Raw genomic sequence first — 20,148 nt, 5'->3', positions numbered from 1 at the left:
TCGTCCTGGCCGCGGGTGAGGCGACGGGGACGAGTCTCGGAAATGTCTTGCTCCGCTGTGCAGTTGTCAAAGGACCGCGTCCGCGAAATAGGCAGCAGGAAATGCCGACGCGGAAATAACAGGCGCAATTAAGTGCGTTTGGAGGCCCTGATAAAAGAAGCCACCCGGGTCGGTTTCCCGACGGGCGGCTCCCGGTGCGCGACGGCTGTTGCGTCAGGTCAGGGAGCGGATACCGGCGAGGGGCCGCCTTTTCGGCAGGTGCGGCGCTGATGAACGGAACGCTGGGCAGCGCGGACCGCGGCCGGATATTGGCCTCGCGTCTCCCGTTGCCGCCTGTTCGTCATGTCCGCTCCTTCATCCGCTGTGGTGCATTCATCTTCACCTACGCCGAAGCGGTGCGTCAATCTTATTTTCCGGAGAAGCATTTCCCTGGGCGGCAGATCGTGTTGTAATGGTCGAGTGCACTTCAATCCTTACGGCGGCGCGGGCGCGCAAGTAGCCGCCGACCTGGCCACGCTTGCCCAGCGCGACGGCGTCACGGCCGCCGAGGTGCGAGCCGCCGGGCAGGCGCGCGACATGGTGCTGCCGCGCATCGCCGCGGACGAAGCCGAGCGGATCCTCGCGTGGGGGCGGCGGCTGCACGAGGTGTTCGTCGCGGAGACGACGGCCGAGCGGATCCATCTCCTAAACGAGCTGCTCGCCGTTGCCGCGTGTCGGCCGAACATCGCCAGTCACGACGGGAAAGCGCCGCATCTGCACTACTCCAGCGAAGGCGCGGGCGTGGTCGAGCGGTTCTACGCCTACACCGCGGGCGGGCTCGCGCATCTCGTGTGCGAGGAGCCGCACCGCCTCGGCGTCTGTGCGCGCGAAGGGTGCGGCATCGCGTTCGTGGACACCTCGCGCAACGGGCGCCGGCGGTTCTGCTCCACTCGCTGCGGCACGCGGGTCAACGTCGCCGACCATCGCGCGCGGCAGCTGGTGGGCTGAGCGGCAGGTCAGTCGGCCGCTTCGAACGACTGCAGTTCCGGGTATTTCGGGGCGATCGTGTCGCCGGAGGACTCGCCGCGCAGGCGGCGGCCGATCCACGGCAGCGCGTGTTCCCGGCCCCAGCGGAGGTTCGCCGCGCGCTGTTCCCGCGTCGACAGGCGAGGCCGCGGACCCAGCGCGGCGTGCGTGACGCTGTGCTGGACACCGAGCGCGTCGAGGACGGCGATGGCGATTTCGGTGTGCCCGGCCGCGTTGAGGTGCAGGCGATCCGGGGACCACATGCGACGGTCGCGCAGCTGGCGCATCGACCACATGTCCACCAGCAGCGTCTCGTGCCGGGCCGCGATGCCGCGCACGTGCTCGTTGTAGATCGCGACCCGGCCGCGGATCTGCCGGAACAGCGCGTCTTCCACGCCGTCGACGCCGGTGAACAACAGCACCTGCGCGCCGGCCGCGCGGAACCGGGCCACCGCGCGCTCGTACGAATCGGCGAGGCTGTCGACGTCGACGCGCGGCCGCATCAGGTCGTTGCCGCCCGCGTAGCCGGTGACGAGGTCCGGCTTCATCGCCAGCGCCGGCTCGACCTGCTCGTTCAGCACCTGCGGCAGGAGCTTCCCGCGCACCGCCAGATTGGCGTAGCGAAACCCGGGCTCCCCGGCGGCCAGCACCTCGGCGACCCGGTCGGCCCAGCCGCGCACCCCGTTGCGCGCGGACGGATCGTCGTCCCCGACGCCTTCGGTGAACGAATCGCCAATACAGACTAAGCGGTTGGTCATTGGCTCAGTTTAGGCCCGGCTCCCCCACCCCTCGCGACGGCGCCCGCGGACACCAGGGTAGCTCCGGCGAGGCCGCCCCAGAGCGCGCCGGGGCCGAGCGGCGCGAGCGCGGTGAGCACCGCCGGGGAGACCGCCAGCCCGACGCCGGTCGACAGTTCGAAGCGGGCCACCGCCCGGCCGAGCAGGCGTGCGGGCGCCAGGGCCATGACGAACGGGGTGGCGCTGCCCGCGTAGATGATCTCGCCGATGGTGCAGACCACCGAAACGGCGGCGATCGCGGGCGCCGCCCAGCCGGATCCGAGCAAGGTCGCCGCGAGAAAGCCGAGATACGACAAGGCGAGCACGACTCCGCCGCCCGCCAGCGCGGTCCGCCGGGAAACCCGCGCCAGCAGGACAGTGACCGGCACCTGCAAGGCGACGACGAGCACGGTGTTGGCCACGAAGATCGCCGCCGACCACACCGGGGACGCGTGCAGATACGCGGTCAGCACCAACGGCAACGCGATCTCCGGGACGTTGAGGCAAAACGCGTAGATGACGTTCGCGGCCAGCAGCGAACCCATCCGCGGCGCGCTCTCGGCACCAGGTTCCGCCACGGCGGCCGGAGCTCGCAAGTGGACTGACCAAGCCAGGACGGCGGCGATCAGATACGCGATCCCGGTGCCGGTCGCCATGGCGCGCAAGGCATTCGAGCCGCCGGCGAGACACGCGGTCGCCAGCAGCGCGCCGATGCCGAGCGCGGCATTGCGGAGCGAACGACCGCCAGCGAGGGCGGCGTCGCGTTGCCTGCCTTCAGCGAGCGTCGCGACGAGCGCCGCGTGCGCCGCTGGCCAAGCCTGGTTGCCCGCAGAGAGAAGAATCGCGGCACCGACGAACGGCCACAGCTCCCCCTGCGGCGCGGTCAGCAGCAGCACGACACCGACCGCACGCACCAGCATCGAAGCGGCTACCACGGTGGTGCGCGCGCCTCGCTCGAGCCACCGCCCCACGAACGGCATGCAGCCGAGCCCGACCACGACGCCCGCGGTCATGGCGGCGCCGGTCGCGGGCGCGGACAGGCCGAGCACGGTCACGCCGTAGATCAGGAGGAACGGGCGCAGCAGGCCGGTGCCGAGTGCGTCGACGGCCATCGCGGCCGCGTAGCGCGGGCCGCCGGAGGCGCGGACCAGCGCGCTCGGCCGGATCTTGGTGGTCATGACGCTCGACGCTCCCGCGCCCGCCTCGGCCGGAGCACGCCGATTCGCGGTTTTCGTCAACCGGCGAAGGTCCGGGCCGGGCGATCGGCGATGCTGGTGTGGTGCCGTTGAGGATCGACATCGCCGGGCAGCCGGCCGAGCAGGTGCGGTTCGCCGCGTCGCCGCTCGCGGAGCTGACCGCGATGCTGCACGTGCTGGCCGAGCCGGGCCATCATCCGCGGTTCGCCGCGCGGGCGGGCGAGGTCTGGGCCGGGATGCGGCCCGAACTGGCCGAACGCGTGCGAGAGGCCGATTCCCTGTGGCGGTCCTCGCAAGCCGATTTCCTGCTGCCCGGACGCCCGCGCCCGACTCTCGCCGAGGAACTGGCCGATGTCGACGCGATCGACCACGAAACGTACGCGACCGCGGCGCTCGTCTCGACCTGCGGCAGCACCCGGATCGCGACTCGTTCCCCGCTCGCCGACCCGGACTCCCGTGACCGTGCCCTCGACCTCGCCCAGGCACGCGGCCCTCGCCAGGAAGCATTCGCTGAAAGCCTCCTGACGGACCCCGAAGCCACGCGAGCCCGCGTCCGCGACCCCCTCGAACAATGCGCCGAAGCGTTCTTCGACGGCGCCTGGACCGGACTCGAACCTCAGCTCGCCGCGGACCTGCGACACAAACAAGACCTGCTGCGGCACAAGGGAATCCGTACAGCTCTCGACGCGGTTTCCAGCGCGGTCGCGTTGTCCGGGGACGGGTCCCGGATCGTCGTGGACAAGCTGCAGGACAAGGCGACCGCCCAAGACGGCGTCACGTTCATCCCCAGCGTCTTCGGCAGCCCGCACCTGGTCGTGGTGCACGCCTCCGGCTGGCGGCCGGTGGTGCAATACCCGGTCGCCGACGCGGCCGCTCCGGTGCCGCTGGAAACGGTCGAGCTGCGGCTCGACGCGCTGGCCCATCCGGTGCGGCTGCGCCTGGTCCGCACGCTGGCGCGCAGCCCGCACACCACCAGCGAACTCGCGCACAACTGGAATCTGTCCGCGCCGGAGGTGTCCCGGCACCTCGCGGTTTTGCGCCGGGCGGGCCTGCTCACCGCCAAGCGCCAAGGCCGGTACGTCCGCTACTCCCTCGCCTTGCCGCAGCTGTCCGCGCTGGGCACCGACCTGCTGGCTGCCGTGCTTCGCTGACTCAGGTGCGGAGGCCGTCGAACAGGATCGCGATGGTGCGGTCGCGCAGTTCGCGATCGGCCCCGACGTGCTCGGCCGCCTTCGCGGTGCCGATGATCACCGGGATCAGCTCGGTCGTGGTGACGTCGCGGCGCACCGCGCCGCTCTCCTGAGCGCGCCGCAGCAGCACGCCGAGCGATTCCCGCAGCCGCTCCCCGATCACCGAACCCGTGCTGGGCACGCACACGCCGGCCGAGGTGAGCGCTTCGAAGTAGGCGTTTTTGGCGCTGGACATCTCGATCCAGCTGGTGAGGAAGGTGAAGAACGCGGCTCCGGCGTCCTCGGCGTTCTGCGCGACGACCGCGTCCGCCTCGTCGACGAACCGGTTCAGCCGTGCGTAGAGCACGGCTTCCAGGAGCGCTTCTTTCGTGGGGAAGTGCCGGAACACGGTGCCGATGCCGACGCCGGCCTCGCGGGCGACCTCCTCGGTCGGCGCGCCGGTGCCCTTCGCCGCGAACACGGTCTCGGCGGCTTCGAGCACCTTGGCGCGGTTTCGCCGCGCGTCGGCGCGCAGCGGTTTGTCCTCGGTCACGGCTGTGATGGTAGTCGCGCGTCCTGCCCGCACGGCGCCCGATCCAGGTGGGTTCGGCGTGCCGGAGGGTCGGAAACAACCCGTCCGGAGCAGACGTCAGGAATCGTCAAACCTCTGCCGGTCGTTCACACTGTAGTGTGACGACCGTCACGAGAGGTGCACGACCATGACTCTAGGCGACAACGAGGTCACCCAGTCAGTCCAAGCTTCCTCCGGCGACCGCCGGGTGCAGGTACGCCGGGCGGCCCTGGCCGGTTCGATCGGCACCACCATCGAGTGGTACGACTTCTTCCTCTACAACACCGCCGCCGCGTTGGTCTTTCCCCATCTGTTCTTCCCCGCTTCCTCCTCGTACGCGGGGGTCATGCAGTCGTTCGCCACCTACGCGGTCGGTTTCGCGGCCCGCCCGATCGGCGCGGCGATCTTCGGCCATTGGGGCGACCGGCTGGGCCGCAAGGCGACGCTCATCGTGACGCTCCTGCTGATGGGCCTGTCCTCGGCGGTGGTCGGCCTGCTTCCGGGCGCAGCGACGATCGGCATCGCGGCCCCGCTGATCCTGGTCCTGCTGCGGCTGGTGCAAGGCATCGCGATCGGCGGCGAGTGGAGCGGATCGGTGCTGCTGGCCATGGAATGGGGCGACCAGCGCCGGCGCGGGCTGCTGGCAAGTTTCGCGCAGGTCGGCGTTCCGGTCGGACTCGTACTGGGAACCGGCGGGATGACCTTGCTTTCCGCGACGCTGTCTCCGGACGCTTTCTCGTCGTGGGGCTGGCGGATCCCGTTCCTGCTGAGCCTCGTTTTGGTGGCGATCGGCCTGGTCATCCGGCTGCGCATCCTGGAAACGCCGATGTTCGCCGCCGCCGTCGCGGCCAACCGCACCTCGAAAGCCCCGGTGAAGGACGTCGTCCGCCACCACTGGCGGGAAATCCTGCTGTCGGCCGGTTTGCGGTTCAGCGAGCAGATGCCGTTCTACCTGTTCACCAGTTACGTCCTGCTCTATGTCGTGCAACGACCGGAATTCAGCAAAACGTTCGTGCTCAACGCGGTCCTGGTCGGCGCGGCGGCGGAACTGCTGCTGATCCCGCTGTTCTCCCAGCTCTCCGACCGGATCGGCCGCAAACAGGTGTACCTGACCGGCGCGGTGCTGACCGGCGTGATCGCGTTCCCGTACTTCACCGTGCTGACCCACAGCGGCCACGCGATGATCTTCCTGGCGATCATCGTGTCCCTGGTGGCGCACTCGATGCAGTACGGCCCGCAGGCGGCGCTGATCGGCGAAAGCTTCCCGACGCATCTGCGCTACGGCGGCGCGGGGCTGGGATACCAACTGGCGTCGGTGTTCGCGGGCGGCCCCGCACCTCTGCTGGCTGTCTGGCTCCTGCACACCACCGGCACGCCGTATTCGATTTCGATCTACATCGTCGCTTCGGTCGTGGTGACCGTGCTGTGCGTGATCGCGCTGCCCGATCGTTCGAAGGCCGACATCGACGACGTCGGCGTCTACGCCCGCTGAGCGTACGAAAAAGGGGCTGCCACCCCGAAATCCGGAGTGGCAGCCCCTTCGCGCGACTTAATCAGCGCTGCGGCGGCGGCCCGCCCTGCGGTCCGCCGAACGGACCCTGCTGTGGGAACGGCCCGCTGCCCGGCCCGGGTCCCTGCGGTCCGCCGAACTGCTGCGGCGGCGGTCCCTGGTACGGACCGCCCTGCGGCCCTGCGGGAGGGTGCGGCTGCGGCAACGACTGCTGCTGCTGGGCAGGCGGCGGCGTGCTGGGCTGCTGCGGCCGCTCCGGCGGGGCGGGCGGCTCCTCTTCCCGGACCGGCGCGGGAGCCTCGGGCTTGGCGGCGGGAGCCCCGCCGATCGCCCGGCGCTCCGCCGACGCGCCCAGCGGCCCGTCGACCTCCTTGCGCGCCACCGCTTCCGCGGCCGCCACGGCCTCGGCGACCTTCGGATCGCTGCTCGTGTCGAACCATCCGGCGACCTCGTCGTCGTCGAGGTCCGGGCGGGCCGGGGTGTCGTCCTTCGGCGGCTCGTAGCGGAACACGCCGTCGTCGCCGGGGGCGCCGAGTGCGCGGGCGAAGCCTTCGAGGGCCTTGCCGTAATCGCTCGGGATCATCCAGACCTTGTTCGCGTCGCCCTGCGCCATCTGCGGGAGCGTCTGCAGGTACTGGTAAGCGAGGACCTCCGGCGTCGGGCGGCCGGCCTTGATCGCCGCGAACACCTTCTCGATCGCCTTCGCCTGGCCCTGCGCCTGCAGGTAGCGGGCGGCTCGTTCACCCTGTGCGCGCAGGATCCGCGACTGCCGTTCCGCTTCCGCGGCGAGGATCGCGGCCTGCTTCTGGCCTTCCGCGGCGAGGATCTGGCTCTGCTTCTGGCCCTCGGCGGTCTTGATCGACGATTCCCGCTGGCCTTCCGCGGTGAGGATCATCGCGCGCTTCTCCCGGTCGGCGCGCATCTGCTTCTCCATCGAGTCCTGGATGGAGGCGGGCGGCTCGATCGCCTTCAGCTCGACGCGGGCGACGCGGATGCCCCAGCGGCCGGTGGCCTCGTCGAGCACGCCGCGCAGCTGGGTGTTGATGGCGTCGCGGGAGGTCAGCGTCTGCTCCAGGCTCATGCCGCCGACCACGTTGCGGAGCGTGGTGGTGGTGAGCTGCTCGACGCCGATGATGTAGTTCGAGATCTCGTAGACCGCGGCGCGCGAGTCGGTGACCTGGAAGTACACGACGGTGTCGATGTTCACCGTCAGGTTGTCCTCGGTGATCACCGGCTGCGGCGGGAACGAGACGACCTGCTCGCGCAGGTCGATCCGCGCGCGCACCTTGTCCAGGAACGGGACGAGGAAGGTCAGGCCGGGCGAAGCGACCGTGCGGAACCGGCCGAGCCGCTCGATCACCGCCGACTGGGCCTGTGGCACCACCATGATCGCCTTGACCACTGTGATGATGACGAACAGGGCCAGCAGCGCGACCACGACGATCGCTATTGTCGACAAGAGCGTTTCCCCTTACCTAGTACAGTTTTTCCTCGGACGGCGCCTCACGCGACGATGTCCACCACGGCCGTGGCGCCGGAGATCTCGACGACCGTGACGCTGGTGCCCGGCGCGATCGGCGGCTGCGATTCGTGCACGGCGCGCGCCGACCACACCTCGCCGCCGATTTTCACCTGGCCGGCATCGTAGTCCACAGTGGACACTACGACGGCGCGGGCTCCGACCAGCGCGTCGATGCCCGTGGGGACGCCCGCCCCGGCGAGGAAGCGGCGTTTGAGCGCCGGACGGGCCAGCGCGAGCAGCCCGACCGAGCTGACCGCGAACACCGCGACGTCGATGTAGATGTTGCCGGTGAGCGCTTCCGAACCGGCTCCGAGCAACGCGCCGACGCCGAGCATGATCAGCACGAAGTCCCCGGAGATCACCTCCGCGATCATCAGGACGATGCCGATGATCAGCCAGATCAGAGCCGCTGCCATGCCCTCATGCTCTCAGATCGCGTCGTTTCGCACCGGGCAAACTACTCGACGTGACCGACGCGTGACCTTGGATGTTTCCGGCAAATAGGACACTACGGAGCGTCGTCACCCGGCTCGGTCACGAAGTCGATGAGCCGTTCCACCGCGCCGATCAGCGGCGTTTCGAGATCGCGGAAGCTGCGCACCCCGGCGAGCACCCGCTGCCATCCCTCGTACGGTTCGCCCCAGCCGAGCGCGTCGCAGATGCCGGCTTTCCATTCGATGCCGCGCGGGATCTCCGGCCAGGCGCGGATGCCGACCGACGCCGGCTTCACCGCCTGCCAGACGTCGATGTACGGGTGCCCGGTCACGAGCACCTGCTCGTCGCGGATCTGCCCGACCAGCCGGGATTCCTTGCTGCCCGCCACGAGATGGTCGACGAGCACGCCGAGCCTGCGGCCGGGCCCGGTGCCGAACTCGGCGATCCGGTCGGCCAGCACGTCGACGCCGTCGAGCGGTTCCACGACGACGCCCTCGACGCGCAGGTCGTGTCCCCAGACGCGTTCGACCAGTTCCGCGTCGTGCTTGCCCTCGACCCAGATCCGGGAGTCGCGCGCGACCCTCGCCTGCAGGCCCTGCACGCGGACCGAGCCGGACGCCGACACCTGCCGCGCGGGGGCGGCGGTCTTCTTGACCGGCACGAGCGTGACCGGCTTGCCTTCCAGCAGGAACCCGGCGGGCGCGAGCGGGAACACCCGGTGGCGGCCCTTGGCGTCCTCGAGGACGACGTTCCCGTACTCGATCTTCACCACCGCGCCGCAGTAGCCGCTGGCCGGGTCTTCGACCACGAGGCCTGGCTCGGCGGGGACCTCCGGGATCTTCCGCTTGCGGGGGCCGGACAGCACGTCGTGATAGCGCACGGTCGGGCACGTTATCGGCGTGGCGGCGGGACGGCCCGCCGCCACGCCGGGGCCGGTCCTCCGGCTTGACGTGGAGCGCGCTCCAGCTCCTAGCGTCGGCTGAGTTCGTCAACCGTTGAGTTGCCGCCCGGTCCGCCGGGCAAGAGGAGTATCCGCGCATGATCACCCGAACCACGCTCGGCTCGCCCGGTCTCGCTGTCAGCGCGATGGGTCTGGGGTGCATGGGGATGAGCGAGAGCTACGGCGCCGCCGACTGGGACGGCGGCCTGGCCACCATCGACCGGGCTGTGGAGCTGGGCGTCACGTTCCTGGACACCGCCGACGCCTACGGGGCCGGGCACAACGAGGTGCTGGTGGGCCGGGCCGTCCACGGCCGCCGCGACCAGGTGCAGCTGGCCACTAAGTTCGGCCTCGACCGAAGCGGCGGCGACGCGGCACGCCGTATCCGCGGTGCCCGGGACTACGTGCTGCGCTCCTGCGACGCCTCGCTGCTGCGACTGGGCGTCGACGTGATCGACCTGCACTACGCCCACCGCCCGCCCCAGGACGTGGAGATCGAGGAGACCGTCGGGGCGATGGCCGAACTGGTCCAGGCGGGCAAGGTCCGCCAGCTGGGCCTGTCCGAGGTCGACGGCGAACTGCTGCGCCGGGCGCACGCGGTGCACCCGATCGCGGCGGTGCAGAGCGAATATTCGCTGTGGACCCGCGACGTCGAGGCCGTCACCCCGGTGATGGCCGAGCTGGGGATCGGGCTGGTGCCGTACTCGCCGCTGGGGCGGGGGTTCCTGACCGGCGCCCTGGACCGCTCCGCGTTGGGCGAGAAGGACTTCCGGCGCAGCAACCCCCGGTTCGCCGGGGAGGCGGGCGAAGCCAACGAGAAGATCGCGCGGACCGTGCGCGAGGTGGCCGACCGGCTGGGCGCCACCCCGGCCCAGGTGGCGCTGGCGTGGGTGTACGCCCAGGCCGAGCGGCTCGGGGTGGCGGTGGCGGCGATTCCGGGCACCCGCAGCCCGGCCCGGCTGGAGCAGAACGCCGCCGCGCTGGAGCTCACCCTGGACGCCGAGGCGCTGGCCGCGCTGGATCCGCTGAGCGACCAGGTGACGGGCGAGCGCTACGCCCCCGCGCACACCGCTGAGATCGCTCGGGGCTAGCCCCGGAGGCTCGACGCGCCCTGACCGGCAATGCCAGGTCCGTGAGGGGAGCCCTGAGGGAATCTGAGTCCCAATGCCAGGAACTTAAGCCGTGTGACCTCGGCCCGCTGACCGTCCACAAAGGACGCAATCAGTGTCGAAATACCCGCTTTGTCACCTTGTGACCGTGTCTTGAAGTCCGTGAGGGACTCCTTGAGGGAATCAGATTCCCTCAAGGAGTCCCTCACGGACCACAACCCGGCCTCCGCTCCCGGGTCCGGGCCCACGGCGACGTGCGCTCAACCGGATCAAGCAGCCTGAGCTGCGGAAACACGCCGGAAGCGCGTCCGCATCACAGCCTTAAGTTCCTGGCATTGACTCTGAGTCCCTCAGGGCTCCCCTCACGGACACCTAGCCTCGCCCGCTGTACGGCCTTGAGTTCCTGGCATTGGTCCCGGACCAGCTCAGCCGGCCATCCGCAGCACGGCGTCCGTGAACGGCGTCGGCCCGCCGCGGCGGAGCGGGCCCATCGCCACCAATGGGGCGAGCGCGACGCACCACGCGCGCACCCGGTCGCCGTCGAGGTGCGGGAGTTTGGCGATCCCGTCCTCCACGGCCGCGCCGTCGGCCATCGGCAGCACCGCCCAGTCGATCGCGTCGAAGGCCGGGTCTCCGACGCACGGGCGCGGGTCGATCGCGACCGCGCCCCGCGCCGGTCCGGCGTCCAGGACGTTGCCGGGATGCAGGTCGCCGTGCACGAGCGCGATCGGGCCGCTGGCGGCCAGTTTCTCGGAGCGGGCCAGGCCGGTGCGCAGCGATTCCAGCGGAAGGTGCGCTTCGGCCGGGGATCCGGCCAGGCGCTGCTCGGCGAGGCCGAACATGAACCGGACGCGTTCGAGCTGGGTCGGGAACGGCCCGGCGGCCGGGACACCGTGGATGTCGGCGAGGAGCTCGCCGATCTGGTCCCACGGGACGTCCGCGCCGCGTTCGGTGAACGTGCCTCCGGGTTCGAGCCCTTCGAGCAGCACGGCGCCGTGGTCGAGGTCGGCGTCGAGGATCTGCACGACCCGCGCCAGTCCGGCCCACGAGCCCAGCGCGGTGGCCTCCGCGGTCGCGATCGCGCGGTCCGGGCAGAGCTTGAGCACCTTCAGCACGCCCTCGCCGTCGCGGCAGAGCAGGGTGCGGCCGGTGTTGCCGGGCCGGGCTTCGGACACGGTGAGGCCCCACTGGCGGCAGAGCCGTTCGACCAGCGCTGGCAGCGCGTCGCACCACGCTTGCGCGGCCGGGCCGAAGCGGTTGACGAGGCGGGCGCGCGCGGCAGCGTCCATCAGAGCGTTGTCCATCAGTTCCGCCATCAGAACAGCGGCCAGGGGATCGCGCGCCAGTCGTCGCCGGGCTCGGGGAACACCGCCTCGGCGAGCAGATAGTCGGTGCGCTGCGAAAGCGCCCGGATCTCGAAGGCGGTCAGGTGCTCGCCGAGTTCCGCGCCGAGGCGGCCGTCGAGGTCCGCGCGGAGTTTCCGCAGTTTCTCGACCGCGTCCTCGGGCAGGTCCTCGCCGATCCAGCCCCACAGGACGGTGCGCAGCTTCGGGTCGGTGTGCAGGCAGATGCCGTGGTCGACGCCGTAGACGTGGCCGTCGGTCGCGGCGAGCAGGTGGCCGCCCTTGCGGTCGGTGTTGTTGACGACGATGTCGAGGACCGCGAGTTCGCGCAGGTCCGGGTGGTCGGCGTGGGCGAGGACCGCCGGTTCGCCGAGCCGGTCGTGCGCGTGCAGCACGGTGCGCCAGCCTTCCGGGACGTCGTCGGGCGCGCAGACGTCGACGACCTCGGTGTCCTCTTCTGTCTCGACCCACAACTGCACCATTCCGGGCCCGAACGGGCCGTCGCGCAGCACGGTGGGCGGGATCGCGCCGAGGCCGCAGGCGTCGGAGATCATCGCGGTCGCGACCTCGCGGCCGGCGAGGGTGCCGTCCGGGAAGTCCCACAGCGGGCGCTCCCCCGACACCGGCTTGTACACGACTCGGCCGGTGACGCCGTCGAGTTCGATCGCGCAGAAGAGCGTGACGTTGGAGGCGTCGACCAGCCTGCCCTCGACGTCGATGCGGCCGCGGGAGACGAAATCGCGGGCCGCGGGGTCGGCAGGCCCCGGCGCGGTGCTCGCCACGGGCGCCCTCAGTCCTCGGTCACGTCGACGTCGCGCCGGTACCCGTTCTGGCGCGGGCAGATGTGCCCGGCCGGGTCGAGCGGTTCGCCGCACAGCGGGCACGGCTTGCGGCCGGCGTTGACGACGCGGTCGGCGCGTTCGGCGAAGGCGCGGGCGGCGACCGGGGTGAGGAACACGCGGACCGCGTCCGGGCCCTCCTCGGTGTCGTCGAGCACGACCGTCTCGTCGATTTCGCCCTCGGTGATCGCGAGCAGTTCCACGACGACCGCGCCGGAGTCGGCGTCCCAGCCGAGCCCCATCGTGCCGACCCGGAACTCCTCCTCGACGGGCACCGCGAGCGGGTCCACGTCGACCTCGTCGTCGGGGGCCTGTGCGGGCACGTCGGCGCCGAACCGGCTGGCGACCTCCTCCAGGAGCGAGCCGAGCCGCTCCGCGAGGACGACGACCTGCTGTTTTTCGATCGTGACGCTGATCGTCCGCACGTCCTCCGTCGCCTGGAGGTAGAAGGTGCGGTCGCCGGGCTCGCCGACCGTGCCGGCCACGAACCGGTCGGGCTTGCGGAAGACGTGGATTACGCGTGACATAACGTCTTCGACCCTAGGCCACGCGCGCATGATCGGCATCCGCCGCCCCGGGTTGAGGGGAGTTCGCGCGCGAAACCTGCGCGGTGCGTGCGGATCCGGACACGCAGCGGATCCTCGTTACGCTTTCCGGGTGCCTCGCATCTCTCCTCATGGAACCTGGACCTCTCCCGTCACCGCGGCCGACGCCGCTGCCGCCGGCGGCGGCGCGCAATGGCTCGCCGCGGTCGACGGCGCGCTCTGGTGGGCGGAGGCGCGGCCTGCCGAAGGCGGCCGCGTCGCTCTCGTGCGCGCGCTTCCCGACGGCGGAGTCGAGGACGTGCTGCCCGCGCCGTGGAACGTCCGCAACCGGGTGCACGAGTACGGCGGACGGCCGTGGCTCGCGGTCGACGGCGTGGTGGTGTTCACGCATTGGGCCGATCAGCGGGTGTACGCGCTCAAGGCCGGCACAGGCGGCGAGGTCACCCCGCTGACGCCGGAACCGGCCACGCCGCAGGGCGTCCGGTACGGCGACCTCCGGCCCGGCCGCGCGGGCGAGGTGTGGGCGGTCCGCGAGCGCAGCACCGGGCCGCGGCGCACCGACATCTCCCGCGAGCTGGTCGCGATCCCGCTGGACGGCTCCGCCGAACGGGTGCTGGTCGAAGGGCACCGGTTCTTCACCGCGCCGCAGCTGTCTCCGGACGGCGCGCACGCCGCGTGGCTCGCGTGGGACCACCCGGCGATGCCGTGGGACGGGACCGAGCTGTTCGTCGCACCGGTGGCCGCCGACGGTTCCTTCGGGGACGCGCGCGTGCTGGCGGGCGGGCCGGAGGTCGCGGTGTGCCAGGTGGCGTGGGAGACCGCGGACCAGCTGCTCGTGCTCGCCGACCCGGACGGCTGGTGGAATCTGCACCGCGTCGGGCTCGACGGCGCGACGGTCAATCTCGCGCCGGTGGAGCGCGAGCTGGGCGGGCCGATGTGGAAGCTTGGCACCAGCTGGTTCGCCCCGCTGGGCGGCGGCAAGCACGCGGTCCTCGACTCCGGCAAGCCGGCGATTCTCGACGAGAGCGACGGTTCGGTCACGCGCGTCGACACCGAGCTGACCGTGTGGTCGTCGGTCGGGCTGGTCGCGACGGCGGACGGGATCGCCGGCATCGCGGGCGGGCCCCGGCACGAGAGCGCGGTCGTGGTGCTGGACCCGGACACCGGGAAGTGGCGCGCGCGCACGCCGCAGCCGGCCTCGCTGCCGCCCGCGGAGTATCTGCCAGTGCCGCGGGAGCGGGTGTTCACCGGGCCGGACGGCGCGGACATCCCGGCCTACGTGTTCCCGCCGACGAACCCGGACTTCGTCGCGCCGGAAGGCGAACTGCCGCCGTACGTGGTCCACGTGCACGGCGGGCCGACCGGGCACAGCGACGAATCGCTCGATCTGGATTTCGCGTACTTCACCAGCCGCGGCATCGGCGTCGTCGCGGTGAACTACGGCGGCTCCACCGGGTACGGGCGCGCGTTCCGCGAGCGGCTGCGGGAGCAGTGGGGCGTGGTGGACGTGCGCGACTGCGCGGCGGTCGCCGAAGCGCTGGTCGCGGAAGGCATCGCCGACCGGGCCCGGCTGGGCGTCCGCGGCGGCAGCGCGGGCGGGTTCACCTCGGCCGCGTCGATCACGATGACCCGCACCTACGCGGCGGCGACGGTGAAGTTCCCGATCCTCGACTTCGCCGGCTGGACCGGCGAGGGCGGCGAAACGCACGACTTCGAGTCGCAGTACCTGGTCAGCATGGTCGGCCCGTATCCGGAAACCGCGCAGCGGTACCGGGAGCGCTCGCCGATGACGCACGTGGGCTCGCTGGCCGGGCCGGTGCTGTTCCTGCAGGGCCTGGAGGACGAGATCTGCCCGCCGGACCAGGCGGACCGGTTCGTTTCCGAGATCGACGGCAGCGGGATCCCGCACGCGTACCTGCGGTTCGAGGGCGAGCAGCACGGTTTCCGGAAGGCCGAGACGATCGTCGCCGCGCTGGAGGCCGAACTTTCCTTCTACGGCCAGGTGTTCGGCTTCGAGACGCCGGACGTGCCGCGGCTGGAGCTGTCCCGATGAGGCCCGCCAGACTCTCCGCCGGGGACACCGTCGCGCTCGTCGCGCCGTCCGGGCCGGTGCCGCAGGACCTGCTGGACGCCGCGTTGCCGGTGCTGCGCGAGTGGGGCGTGAAGGTGCGGATCGGCGCCGGAGTGCGGGCTTCCGGCGAGTCCTATCTGTCCGCGCCGGACCAGGCGCGGGCGGCGGAGTTCACCGAAGCGTGGCTGGACCCGGAGGTCCGGTGCGTCCTTGCGGCGCGCGGCGGCTACGGGACGCAGCGGATGATCGATCTGGTGGACTGGGCGGCGCTGCGGGCTGCCGGGCCGAAGGTGCTGGCCGGGTCGAGCGATGTGACCGCGTTGCACCGGGCCGTGCACACCCATCTGGACCTTGCGACGCTCCTTTCGCCGATGCCAGCGAGCGTCCTGTTCGACGAAGCGGCGTCGGAGCACTTGCGGCGGACGTTGTTCGAACCGGATCACGCGCGGGTGCTGCGGGCGCGGGAGCCGGACGTGGTCGTGCCCGGACGCGCGCTGGGCGTGCCGGTGGGCGGAAACCTGTCGCTGCTGGCGTCCGGGGTCGGGACGGCGGAGCAGGGGTCCGCGCGCGGCGGGATCGTGCTGCTCGAGGACGTGACCGAGAGCCCGTACCGGATCGACCGGATGGTGACGCAGCTGCTGCGTTCCGGCTGGTTCGACGGGGTGCGCGGGATCGTGCTGGGTTCGTGGGCCGCGTGCGGCGACCCGGCGGAGGTCCGGGAACTGCTGGCGGAACGGCTGTCGCCGCTCGGGGTTCCGGTGCTGAGCGGGTTCGGCTTCGGGCACGTCGCGGGGTCGCCGACGCTGCCGCTCGGCGTCTCGGCCTCGCTCGACACCGAACTGGGCACCGTCACCCTCGACTCCCCCGCGCTGGACTGAGCCGCATGCGACTGTCCACTGTGGAAACCCGGGCCCGGTTCGCGGCGGCGCGCGTGGCCCGGCTCGCCACAGCGGACGGTCGCGGGGTCCCGCATCTGGTGCCGGTGACGTTCGCGGTGCGCGACGACACGGTCGTCTTCGCGGTCGACCACAAGCCGAAGACCACGACGTCGTTGCGGCGGCTGGCGAACATCGCGGAGAACCCGGCGGTGTCGTTCTTAGCCGACGAGTACGACGAGGACTGGTCGCGGTTGTGGTGGGCCCGTGCGGACGGCGTGGCGCGGGTGGTCGCGGACGCTTCGCGGGCTTCGTATGCCGGTTGGTTGACGAAGAAGTATCCGCAGTACGCGGAGCGGCCGCCGGAGCACGCGGTGGTCGTGACCGAGGTTCAGACCTGGCGGGGTTGGGCGGGTTCGTAACGCGCGGTCCGGGCGTGGCGATCTTTCTCCCGAAATGGGGAGGATCATGCGTATCGCGCTTGTGGTGACCGGTCTTGTCCTGCTGGTCGCGGGCTGTTCGGCCGAGGCTCCGGCGGCCGCTCCGAAACAGAGTTCCGCGCCGCCGTCGAGTTCCGCGCCGCCGCCGGTCGCGGGTGACCTCACGAAGCACCTGCCGAGCGGGGACGAGTTGACGAAGGCCGGTCTCGCCGTGGGACGGGATCGGCTGCCGTACGTCGTCGGCCCGAACACCCCGCTGCGCATCGTGCGGGCGTGCGGCGTCGACCAGCCCTGGGACGCCGCCGTGCGGAACGGCGCGCAGGCGTACTCCACAAAGGACACGCTGTGGATCCGGCAACGGCTCGCCGAGTACGCGGGCTATACCGGCTCGCAGGTCGTCTCAGGCCTGGACAAGGCGCTCGGCTGCGGGAAAACGGTGTCCGGAGACCACGACCTCGCGTTCGTCAGCCGGTTCTCCTCACACGGCAAAGGGCTGCCCGAGGACGCCGAGCTGACGGTGAAGACCCGGTTCTCGGTGCCCGGCACCGGTGATCCGCAACTCGGGTTCTGCGGGCAGTTCGCGGAGGCCCGGATGGCCAGCTGTGTCCTGGTCCTCGCGCACGGCAATCGCGTTCTCGCCGTCACGACCACCGACCGCCAACCTGGCCAAGCGAGCATGGCGGCGCAGCAGGCCGAACTGACGCGACTGGCTCCCACCTTCGTCGCGGCGTTCGACCAGGACTGACGATGGCGAAACGGCGCTACGTGGCCCGCGGCGTGCCCGGCGGGTACCAGATCTGGGACAACCGGGCCCGCCGCTGGTGGGGCGATCACTACCAGCTCTGCCCGGACGATCTGGTCGCCGCGCTCAACAGCGGTGCGGACCACGCGACTCTCACCGCGCTGATCAACCGGTACCGCGCGGCGAAGCGCTGACCCGGTTTCAGGGCAGGGCTTCGATCCGCTCGAGATGTTCCTCGCCCCATTCCCCGAGCGGGATCCCGGCCGAGGCCCGCGCGACGGCCGAGTGGGCGGCCGGTCGCGGTGCGCGGTTTCTCGCGGGAGCGGTCAAGAACGTGCCGTCCGCGGTCGGAGCGCGGGACACGCTGCTCTATTACGCCGGGGACAAGGCCGTTTTCGACGAGCACGAGACCACGCTGAAGGTGCTCGGCGGCGACACTGTCCATCTGGGCGGCGAGCCGGATCTGGCCGCGCTGTACGAGATGGCGGTCGGCGGCACCCTGTTGCCCGCGCTCGCCGGGTTCTTCCAGGGCGCGGCCGCGGTCCAGTCGCGCGGTCTGGAGGCGAGCACGCTGGTGCGCTTCACCGTGAAATGGTTCGAGATGATCAACTCGGTCCTGCCGGTCTTCGCCGACGAGATCGACCGCGGCGACTACACCGCTGCGGCGTCCTCGGTGAACCTCTTCCACGAGATGGCCGCTGACGACGACGCTTTCGGCGCGGAGGCGGGCGTCGACAACTCCTGGCGCGCCCCGCTCAACGATCTCCTGCTGCGCGCGGTCGAGGCAGGGCACGGGGACCACAGCATCTCGGCGCTGGTGGAAGTGCTCCGCGCACCGGCGGCGTAGCTGCGGATGCAGGCGCCAGCCGAACGCGAAGTCCCTGGCGAGTCAGCGGGTCTGTGCCAGGTCCCCGAAATACCCGGTCCGCCACAGGATCCGAGTGCGGACTTCCGTGATGCGCCAGCCTTTCCCGCTCTCGCGCAGGTCCGCGGTAACCACCCCGCCCGCGGTGAACGCGCGGTCCTCCATCCGCACGGTGACCGGGCGGTCTTTCCACAGGTGGATCGCGACGAGGTTCGCCCGCACCGTCGCCGTGGCGCCGTCGAGGTCGACGTCGTGGCCGGTGAGCAGGTGCTGGCTCGCCTCGAAGCGGGCGAAGCTGCGGGCGTGGCTTTCGGCGATGTCGGCCGGTCCGGCGATTTCGGCGCCGTTGGGGCGCACGATTTTCCCGTCCGGCGCGAAAATGCGCTGGAAGCGCGGTGCGTCGAACTGCCGTTCGTCGACCGCGCGGTAGTAGCTGTTGAAGGTGCGGATGATGCGGGACGTGGCGAGCAACGCGTCGAGTTCGTGCTGATCCGTTTCCTGCACCGGCTTCTCCCTCGGGGTTCCGCTGTCTCGGTTCATCGTTCCGCGCCGGGCGGGCGTGACATCATGCTGTGACGGCGGTCGCACTCCCGGTGCCGGCCGCTTCGGGGGAGGCGTTGTGGGATGTGCGGTCGCGGTGGTGATCGTCGTGGTGCTGATCGCCGCGGCTGCCGACAGCGACGTGGACCACGCGGTGACCGGCGGGTTCAGCGTCGTGGTCTGGATCGCGTTGATCGGCGGCGGGCTCTGGCTGGCGTCGAAGGCGTACGAGAAGAACAAGACGGCGGTCGCGGCGAACACGAAGGCAGCGAAGGACAAGACTCTCCGCGAACGATCTTCCCAGGCGACCGAATGGCAGCGGAAGACCCGGGACGCGAAACTGCCGCCCGCGCAGCATCCGGGCCCGGTGGAGTTGTCGGGCGGCTCGGTGCGCGAGGCCGTGTCGGGAGCCGACCGGGCCCGGCGGACGATTCGCGAGGTAGTCGGGGCGCTCCCGCTCCGTGTCTCGGAGGAAGCCCGTGCGCACGCGGAGCGGCTCCGCCCGTCGGTCGAGCGGCTGTGCCAGCCGGGGCGGTACCTGCAGGAGGAGGAAGACTGGGGCCGGTTCAACGTCTGGTGGGGTCCGGAGCGCACCGGTTCCCGTCCGACGCGTGAGGTGGCGGGCCAGGTCAAGGACATGCTGCGGTGGGCCTCCGCCCGGCGGACTCTGGTGTCCGACATCCATCCCGAAGCCGAGCGCCTGCTGGCGACGCTCACCGGCCCGCTGGCGCAACGGTTCCGGGACAGCCTCAAGACCCGCTACGGGCGGGCTGACGACGGGGCGGGGATCGCGGTGCTCCCGCCCGGCGAATGGGAAGCCCTCCTCGGCGATCTGCACGGCGCGCTCGTCGCGGTCGCGGACGGGCTGGCCGCGCTCCCCCGGCCCAAGCTGCTTCCGCTCATGCACCGGCCCAAGGAAGCGCGGTTCAAGGAGCACGTGTCGGGCGAGGCGATGGAGCAGGATCTCCGGGAATTCCTCCACGACACCGCGAAGCTGCGGGAGAGGGCGCTGACCGGGTCGTGGCCCGCCGAGTTCGATGCCGGCTGGCGGCTGGACGGCGGCGTGCTGGCCGGGTTCGTGACCGAGGAGATCCGCCGGCGGCTCGCCAAGGGCACGGAGGGCTTCCCGTGGGTCGCGCAGTGGAAAACCGATCAGCTCGAAGGCGGGAGCCTCGCCCGCGTCTACCTGGCTTACGTCACCATCGCTCTCGACTATCTGACGGAGGTGCTCGGCAACATGGCCGACTACAAACGGGATTCCGCGCCGCAGTCCGGCCACCGCATCGAAATCGGCGGCGACGTGACGCACAGCAACTTCATCCTCAACAGCACGGTCCGGGACATCACGACCGTGCTGGCTCCGGTCGCCGGGCGGGACGACCGGCTCGCCGAGGCGATCGAGGCGCTTTCGACCGCGGTGCGCGAGGATCCCGAGCTGCCGGACGACGAGCGCGAGGAACTTCTGTACCACGTCAAGGACATCGCGGAGGCTGCCGCCGAACCCGGCGAGAAGCAGAAGCGCGGCCGCGCGAAGCTGGCACTCAGCGCGATGACCGAGGCCGCCAAGACCGGCGCGCAGCTCGCGCAGACCGTCACTGCCTGGCACGACGTGCTCAGCAAGATGTTCTGACCCGGCGGGGTATCCCGGTCAGGGG

22 protein-coding genes are annotated in these 20,148 nt (G+C 71.1%); 12 read left to right on the top strand and 10 right to left on the bottom strand.

What is annotated here, in order from left to right:
• The first annotated feature begins 269 nt into the window (after positions 1-269).
• A complete protein-coding gene (locus ACFORO_RS44105; protein WP_377872403.1) occupies positions 270-452 on the top strand; it encodes a hypothetical protein in 183 nt (60 codons plus the stop codon).
• Positions 453-459: 7 nt separating this feature from the next.
• Positions 460-987: a CGNR zinc finger domain-containing protein gene (locus ACFORO_RS44100; RefSeq protein WP_377872401.1), complete on the top strand. Its 528-nt coding sequence runs from the start codon at positions 460-462 to the stop codon at positions 985-987.
• Between the two features lie 8 nt (positions 988-995).
• Here the strand turns inward: ACFORO_RS44100 and ACFORO_RS44095 are convergent, their stop codons facing one another.
• Both ACFORO_RS44095 and ACFORO_RS44090 read right to left on the bottom strand, forming a co-directional pair.
• Positions 996-1,763, bottom strand: coding sequence for an SGNH/GDSL hydrolase family protein (locus ACFORO_RS44095; protein ID WP_354744337.1), 768 nt, complete (start codon positions 1,761-1,763; stop codon positions 996-998).
• A complete protein-coding gene (locus ACFORO_RS44090; RefSeq protein WP_377872400.1) occupies positions 1,760-2,959 on the bottom strand; it encodes an MFS transporter in 1,200 nt (399 codons plus the stop codon). Before ACFORO_RS44090 ends, ACFORO_RS44095 begins: the two co-directional genes overlap by 4 nt.
• A gap of 101 nt (positions 2,960-3,060) precedes the next feature.
• Here ACFORO_RS44090 and ACFORO_RS44085 point away from each other — a divergent pair, with 101 nt between their 5' ends.
• On the top strand, positions 3,061-4,128 hold the full coding sequence (locus ACFORO_RS44085) for a DUF5937 family protein (RefSeq protein WP_377872398.1): 1,068 nt from the start codon (positions 3,061-3,063) through the stop codon (positions 4,126-4,128).
• A gap of 1 nt (position 4,129) precedes the next feature.
• Here the strand turns inward: ACFORO_RS44085 and ACFORO_RS44080 are convergent, their stop codons facing one another.
• Positions 4,130-4,699 (bottom strand): TetR/AcrR family transcriptional regulator, encoded by a 570-nt coding sequence (locus ACFORO_RS44080; protein ID WP_354744331.1) that lies wholly within the window; start codon positions 4,697-4,699, stop codon positions 4,130-4,132.
• Positions 4,700-4,865: 166 nt separating this feature from the next.
• Between ACFORO_RS44080 and ACFORO_RS44075 the strand changes: the two genes are divergently transcribed.
• The gene (locus ACFORO_RS44075) at positions 4,866-6,209 is read left to right on the top strand and encodes an MFS transporter (RefSeq protein ID WP_377872396.1); all 1,344 of its coding nucleotides are present in this window, start codon (positions 4,866-4,868) and stop codon (positions 6,207-6,209) included.
• A 61-nt stretch (positions 6,210-6,270) separates the two neighbouring features.
• Here the strand turns inward: ACFORO_RS44075 and ACFORO_RS44070 are convergent, their stop codons facing one another.
• The 3 genes from ACFORO_RS44070 to ACFORO_RS44060 all read right to left on the bottom strand — a co-directional run bounded on the left by ACFORO_RS44070 (position 6,271) and on the right by ACFORO_RS44060 (position 9,064).
• Positions 6,271-7,614, bottom strand: a complete 1,344-nt coding sequence (locus tag ACFORO_RS44070; protein WP_377872553.1) for an SPFH domain-containing protein — start codon at positions 7,612-7,614, stop codon at positions 6,271-6,273.
• Positions 7,615-7,730: 116 nt separating this feature from the next.
• On the bottom strand, positions 7,731-8,165 hold the full coding sequence (locus ACFORO_RS44065) for an NfeD family protein (protein WP_354749525.1): 435 nt from the start codon (positions 8,163-8,165) through the stop codon (positions 7,731-7,733).
• Between the two features lie 92 nt (positions 8,166-8,257).
• Positions 8,258-9,064, bottom strand: a complete 807-nt coding sequence (locus tag ACFORO_RS44060; protein ID WP_344275335.1) for a DUF3097 domain-containing protein — start codon at positions 9,062-9,064, stop codon at positions 8,258-8,260.
• A 158-nt stretch (positions 9,065-9,222) separates the two neighbouring features.
• On the opposite strand from ACFORO_RS44060, the gene ACFORO_RS44055 reads away from it, so the two are divergent.
• Positions 9,223-10,215, top strand: coding sequence for an aldo/keto reductase (locus ACFORO_RS44055; protein ID WP_377872395.1), 993 nt, complete (start codon positions 9,223-9,225; stop codon positions 10,213-10,215).
• Positions 10,216-10,658: 443 nt separating this feature from the next.
• Here ACFORO_RS44055 and ACFORO_RS44050 read toward each other — a convergent pair whose 3' ends face one another.
• Genes ACFORO_RS44050 through ACFORO_RS44040 form a run of 3 tightly spaced genes read right to left on the bottom strand, consistent with a single transcriptional unit; the run spans position 10,659 to position 12,942 of the window.
• Entirely contained in the window at positions 10,659-11,537 is an 879-nt protein-coding gene (locus ACFORO_RS44050) for a phosphotransferase (protein ID WP_377872394.1), read from the bottom strand.
• A gap of 11 nt (positions 11,538-11,548) precedes the next feature.
• Entirely contained in the window at positions 11,549-12,358 is an 810-nt protein-coding gene (locus tag ACFORO_RS44045; protein ID WP_377872392.1) for an SCO1664 family protein, read from the bottom strand.
• Between the two features lie 8 nt (positions 12,359-12,366).
• Positions 12,367-12,942, bottom strand: a complete 576-nt coding sequence (locus tag ACFORO_RS44040) for a DUF3090 domain-containing protein (RefSeq protein WP_354751019.1) — start codon at positions 12,940-12,942, stop codon at positions 12,367-12,369.
• Positions 12,943-13,072: 130 nt separating this feature from the next.
• On the opposite strand from ACFORO_RS44040, the gene ACFORO_RS44035 reads away from it, so the two are divergent.
• From ACFORO_RS44035 to ACFORO_RS44010, 6 genes are all read left to right on the top strand, one after another.
• Positions 13,073-15,013 carry a S9 family peptidase gene (locus ACFORO_RS44035; protein WP_377872390.1) on the top strand — a complete coding sequence of 647 codons (1,941 nt, stop codon included), beginning with the start codon at positions 13,073-13,075 and terminating at the stop codon, positions 15,011-15,013.
• Positions 15,010-15,909, top strand: coding sequence for a S66 peptidase family protein (locus ACFORO_RS44030; RefSeq protein ID WP_377872388.1), 900 nt, complete (start codon positions 15,010-15,012; stop codon positions 15,907-15,909). The genes ACFORO_RS44035 and ACFORO_RS44030 overlap by 4 nt, the downstream gene beginning before the upstream one ends.
• A 5-nt stretch (positions 15,910-15,914) precedes the next feature.
• Positions 15,915-16,328 (top strand): TIGR03668 family PPOX class F420-dependent oxidoreductase, encoded by a 414-nt coding sequence (locus ACFORO_RS44025; RefSeq protein WP_377872386.1) that lies wholly within the window; start codon positions 15,915-15,917, stop codon positions 16,326-16,328.
• 46 nt (positions 16,329-16,374) lie between these two features.
• Positions 16,375-17,091 (top strand): hypothetical protein, encoded by a 717-nt coding sequence (locus ACFORO_RS44020; protein ID WP_377872384.1) that lies wholly within the window; start codon positions 16,375-16,377, stop codon positions 17,089-17,091.
• Positions 17,092-17,093: 2 nt separating this feature from the next.
• Positions 17,094-17,282 (top strand): hypothetical protein, encoded by a 189-nt coding sequence (locus tag ACFORO_RS44015; protein WP_370936977.1) that lies wholly within the window; start codon positions 17,094-17,096, stop codon positions 17,280-17,282.
• A 140-nt stretch (positions 17,283-17,422) separates the two neighbouring features.
• Positions 17,423-17,935, top strand: coding sequence for an imine reductase family protein (locus ACFORO_RS44010; RefSeq protein WP_377872383.1), 513 nt, complete (start codon positions 17,423-17,425; stop codon positions 17,933-17,935).
• Positions 17,936-17,977: 42 nt separating this feature from the next.
• Here the strand turns inward: ACFORO_RS44010 and ACFORO_RS44005 are convergent, their stop codons facing one another.
• The gene (locus ACFORO_RS44005; RefSeq protein WP_377872382.1) at positions 17,978-18,457 is read right to left on the bottom strand and encodes a nuclear transport factor 2 family protein; all 480 of its coding nucleotides are present in this window, start codon (positions 18,455-18,457) and stop codon (positions 17,978-17,980) included.
• Positions 18,458-18,572: 115 nt separating this feature from the next.
• Between ACFORO_RS44005 and ACFORO_RS44000 the strand changes: the two genes are divergently transcribed.
• Positions 18,573-20,123: a hypothetical protein gene (locus ACFORO_RS44000; protein WP_377872381.1), complete on the top strand. Its 1,551-nt coding sequence runs from the start codon at positions 18,573-18,575 to the stop codon at positions 20,121-20,123.
• Positions 20,124-20,148: the final 25 nt, after the last annotated feature.

It is taken from the genome of Amycolatopsis halotolerans, assembly GCF_042647905.1.
GTDB lineage: Bacteria > Actinomycetota > Actinomycetes > Mycobacteriales > Pseudonocardiaceae > Amycolatopsis > Amycolatopsis halotolerans.
The sequence above is the reverse complement of the archived record's forward strand: the minus strand, read 5'-3'. Positions and strand labels throughout refer to the sequence as shown.